Annotated in this window: 3 protein-coding genes; 2 read left to right on the plus strand and 1 reads right to left on the minus strand. The window is 42.5% G+C overall.

Annotated features, from left to right (window positions below; all coding sequences use genetic code 11):
- The first annotated feature begins 536 nt into the window (after positions 1-536).
- Complete coding sequence (ureA, locus tag DP116_RS25390; protein ID WP_169157792.1) at positions 537-842, plus strand: urease subunit gamma; 306 nt, start codon at positions 537-539, stop codon at positions 840-842.
- Between the two features lie 488 nt (positions 843-1,330).
- Positions 1,331-1,672 carry an urease subunit beta gene (locus DP116_RS25395; RefSeq protein ID WP_169157794.1) on the plus strand — a complete coding sequence of 114 codons (342 nt, stop codon included), beginning with the start codon at positions 1,331-1,333 and terminating at the stop codon, positions 1,670-1,672.
- 164 nt (positions 1,673-1,836) lie between these two features.
- On the opposite strand, the gene DP116_RS25400 is transcribed toward DP116_RS25395, so the two are convergent.
- Positions 1,837-2,850 carry a WD40/YVTN/BNR-like repeat-containing protein gene (locus tag DP116_RS25400; RefSeq protein ID WP_169157793.1) on the minus strand — a complete coding sequence of 338 codons (1,014 nt, stop codon included), beginning with the start codon at positions 2,848-2,850 and terminating at the stop codon, positions 1,837-1,839.
- Between the last annotated feature and the right edge of the window lie 436 nt (positions 2,851-3,286).

The raw sequence follows: 3,286 nt of genomic DNA on the forward strand, positions 1-3,286 counted from the left end.
TCTTTCGGAAATTCAAAGTATGCCCTATGCCTAGTGGGAACGACCACGGCTATCAATGAAAAATCTTTTTTGGAATTTTGAATGAATGAGCACATTTTGAATTGAAGCGTTTGCGCAGCGCCAAAGTCTGCCGGGGGGAGTATCCCCCCGGCGAGCTTTGCCCCTTAGGGGCTAGGGAGTGGCGGAAGAAGCACCAAGGGATGACTCAGTTTTTTCGTTTTTTCATCCACTTAACTCATTCCACGGAAAATAGTTTTTTTCATCCGTTTGTCCAAAGTCAAAAGTAATACCAGTAACTAGTGACTAATGGGACAAGTATCGTCGCATCCCCTACTGGGGTAAAATTGGTTAATCAGACAAGTGTAAGTAGTTTAGGAAAGAATGTTTACTTCGGTAGCCCAAAATTTTTCAAATACTTTTGTAGGAACGCTGAAAATAAAATCACCACTGCAAAGAATACTGATAAAATTTTTGACGACATAAGAAAATTGAGTTGAGGAAATACAAACTACAAGTGTCATTAAAGGAAAATTTATATGCAACTATCACCTCAAGAAAAAGATAAACTGCTCATTTTCACGGCGGCTTTAGTAGCAGAAAGACGTAAGGACAAGGGGTTAAAGCTAAATTATCCGGAAGCAGTGGCGTATATATCTGCTGCTATTTTAGAAGGTGCCAGAGAAGGAAAAACTGTCAGTCAATTAATGAGTGAGGGTGGAAAGCTGCTGAAAAGGGATGATGTTATGGATGGAATACCAGAAATGATCCATGAAGTGCAAGTAGAAGCAACTTTTCCTGATGGAACGAAATTAGTAACGGTACATAATCCAATTCAAGACTAAAATCTCTGAAGAAATACAGGGAACAGGGAACTCTTAACAGGGAACAGTGAAACTGATAACTGATAACTGATAACTGATAACTGTTTTAAGAAGGGAGATGGTGTTTCTTTCATTCGTAGCGGGTGGTGTGCCGTTATAGTGCGCCTGCTCCTAAAAAAGATGCAGAATTTTAGATAATGAATTGACAAGAAGGGAAATTCTAAATGTATACAACTAACAAAGTGGTGCTTTATGAAGCTCCTAACTACAAGGGAAATCAGAAAGAACTTGGGGAAGGAGAATATAATATTTACGATTTGGGAATTGGTGATAATAAGCTGAGTTCCTTAACAGTGCCAGCAGGCATGAAAGTCACCATATACGAGTACGAGGAATTTCGAGGTCGGAGTAAAACCTTTACTAGTAACGTCGGTGACCTGAGAAATGTTAAAGTTGAGGGTAAAAACTTTAACAACGAGGCTTCCTCGATTAAAGTCGAAAAAATAGTAATGACTCCAGGACAAATAATAGTTACTAAATCAGAACCAATTGAACTCAATGCAGGGCGAGAGATTACCAAAATTAGAGTTAGTAATCAAGGCGATCGCCCAATTCAAGTTGGTTCTCATTTCCACTTTTATGAAGTTAATGATGGCAGTCAAGACAAGAAAGGTCTACAATTTGACCGCAATAAAGCTTACGGTAAGCGCTTAAATATTCCAGCGGGGACAGCAATCAGATTTGAACCAGGAGATGAAAAAGAAGTTGAGTTAGTCCCATTCGGAGGTAGCCGTGAAATCTATGGTTTCAATGGATTAGTGAATGGATCTTTAGAGAAACAGAAAAAATGATTGTAGAACGGGTGAGTAAATCTTAAGTATCGACTGTCTTGAAAGCCAAGCGATTGCAAAGAAGCAAGAGACGCCGAAGGCGTCTGCACCTTGTTTTTTGTGACAAATCATATCGAAATATCCGATACTGTAATCCACTGGGTCTTTAATTTTTCTGAGATAATTTATGTCTTGGAAGTCGCCATAAGATTAACACAGCAGATTGAAGCCAAATCCGCTGCAATTTGCTTCCACGTAATCCCAGCATCGTCCGAGAAAAAAACTTGACCGTCACTAGTTCCGAAAGCAGCTAAATTCCCTGTAGTAGCAACGGTTCCCGTGTTGATATTGTTATTGAACCACTCTGGCAACCCTCGCTCACATTTCTCGAAAGCTCCTGGCTTGTCGAGTGGGTGTCGATAGATGGCTGCTTTGTGACCACTCGGACCAGTAGAAGCAGTCATCAAAATGGTTTCTTCACACACAGCTATGGCTCGTGCGTAAGCAGCATGTAGGTTTTCATGTGAAAACCTCCAAGAATTCCCTCTATCTTTACTCACAGCCAGCCCCTTCGCCGTAGCCGCCAGCACAAGATCTGGATGAGATGGAACAGTCCGCACCTCATGGACATCTGCATGAAAGTCGATAGTGGGTTGCCATGACTTACCCTGGTCATCAGAGCGCAAAATGCCTCCAACGTGCACATTCACATAGAGTTCACCAGATTGACCTATAGCCATCGAACGAACATCTGGAGGACCACCCCACGGCGTATACCACTCATCTCGTCCCTCAGCCGTCTCAAAGCAATTGATGCGATTCGTGCTTCCGTCTGCAATGCGGATGAGATGAGCTTGTGATGTCCCAACTAGAACTGCGCCATTGTAAGGCAAGATGCAATTTAGCTGTAAATCATCAATTGAAGCTATTTGATGCCATTCGCCTTCTGGGTTGCGATGCCATACCGAGTTACGATCAACTATGACCCACAACCCATCCGGACTTGAGGCAAGAGCAGTGATAGAATGGCCTTCAAGTTCAACATATTGCCTAGAATCGAGAAACAGCAACCCATCAGATGTTCCTGCTATTATTAGGGGTTTTTGTATCGTTGGGGAGGCATTGGCAAAATGTGTATCTGTTTGGTTGTGCTCTTTTGGCTCAACTTGCTCGACTATTTGCTGTAGAGTATTGTCCATTGTTTGAACCTCCAAACCTCATCGGTGCTGCCATTATGAGCATCTGTCGTAGTGACACTCCTACACCGACCCTTCGACTTCGCTCAGGGTACAGTGTAGGCTTCTGGCAGATTTTATCTTTCCAGAACTTCGTTTGTGGTACTCCAACTGTTTCCCACTACCGCAGTTTATAGTCAGGTACGTGTCCTGCCCGACTTGAATGGAAGCTAAATGGCTCAGTCCTTCAGCACCCGCTTCTTAATCTACTGTACTGAATTCGTTCAACCCTGAACTCAGTCATAAGCATGAGGATAAGTGTCCATCATTTCGAGCAGTGATGTCGTAACGGTCTTATTCAAACAAATCACATTGCCTGCGCTATTTTAGTCTGGATTCGACTTAACTCACTTCTTGCACCTAACCGAATAAATCCGTAAAAGGTGAATAAAGAGCGCAA

Source organism: Brasilonema bromeliae SPC951, assembly GCF_012912135.1.
Taxonomy (GTDB): domain Bacteria; phylum Cyanobacteriota; class Cyanobacteriia; order Cyanobacteriales; family Nostocaceae; genus Brasilonema; species Brasilonema bromeliae.

Coding starts and splice junctions, on each gene's coding strand:
- DP116_RS25395 (WP_169157794.1), top strand. CDS start 1,331: ATGACTCCAGGACAAATAATAGTTACTAAATCAGAACCAATTGAACTC.
- DP116_RS25400 (WP_169157793.1), bottom strand. CDS start 2,850: ATGGACAATACTCTACAGCAAATAGTCGAGCAAGTTGAGCCAAAAGAG.
- ureA (WP_169157792.1), top strand. CDS start 537: ATGCAACTATCACCTCAAGAAAAAGATAAACTGCTCATTTTCACGGCG.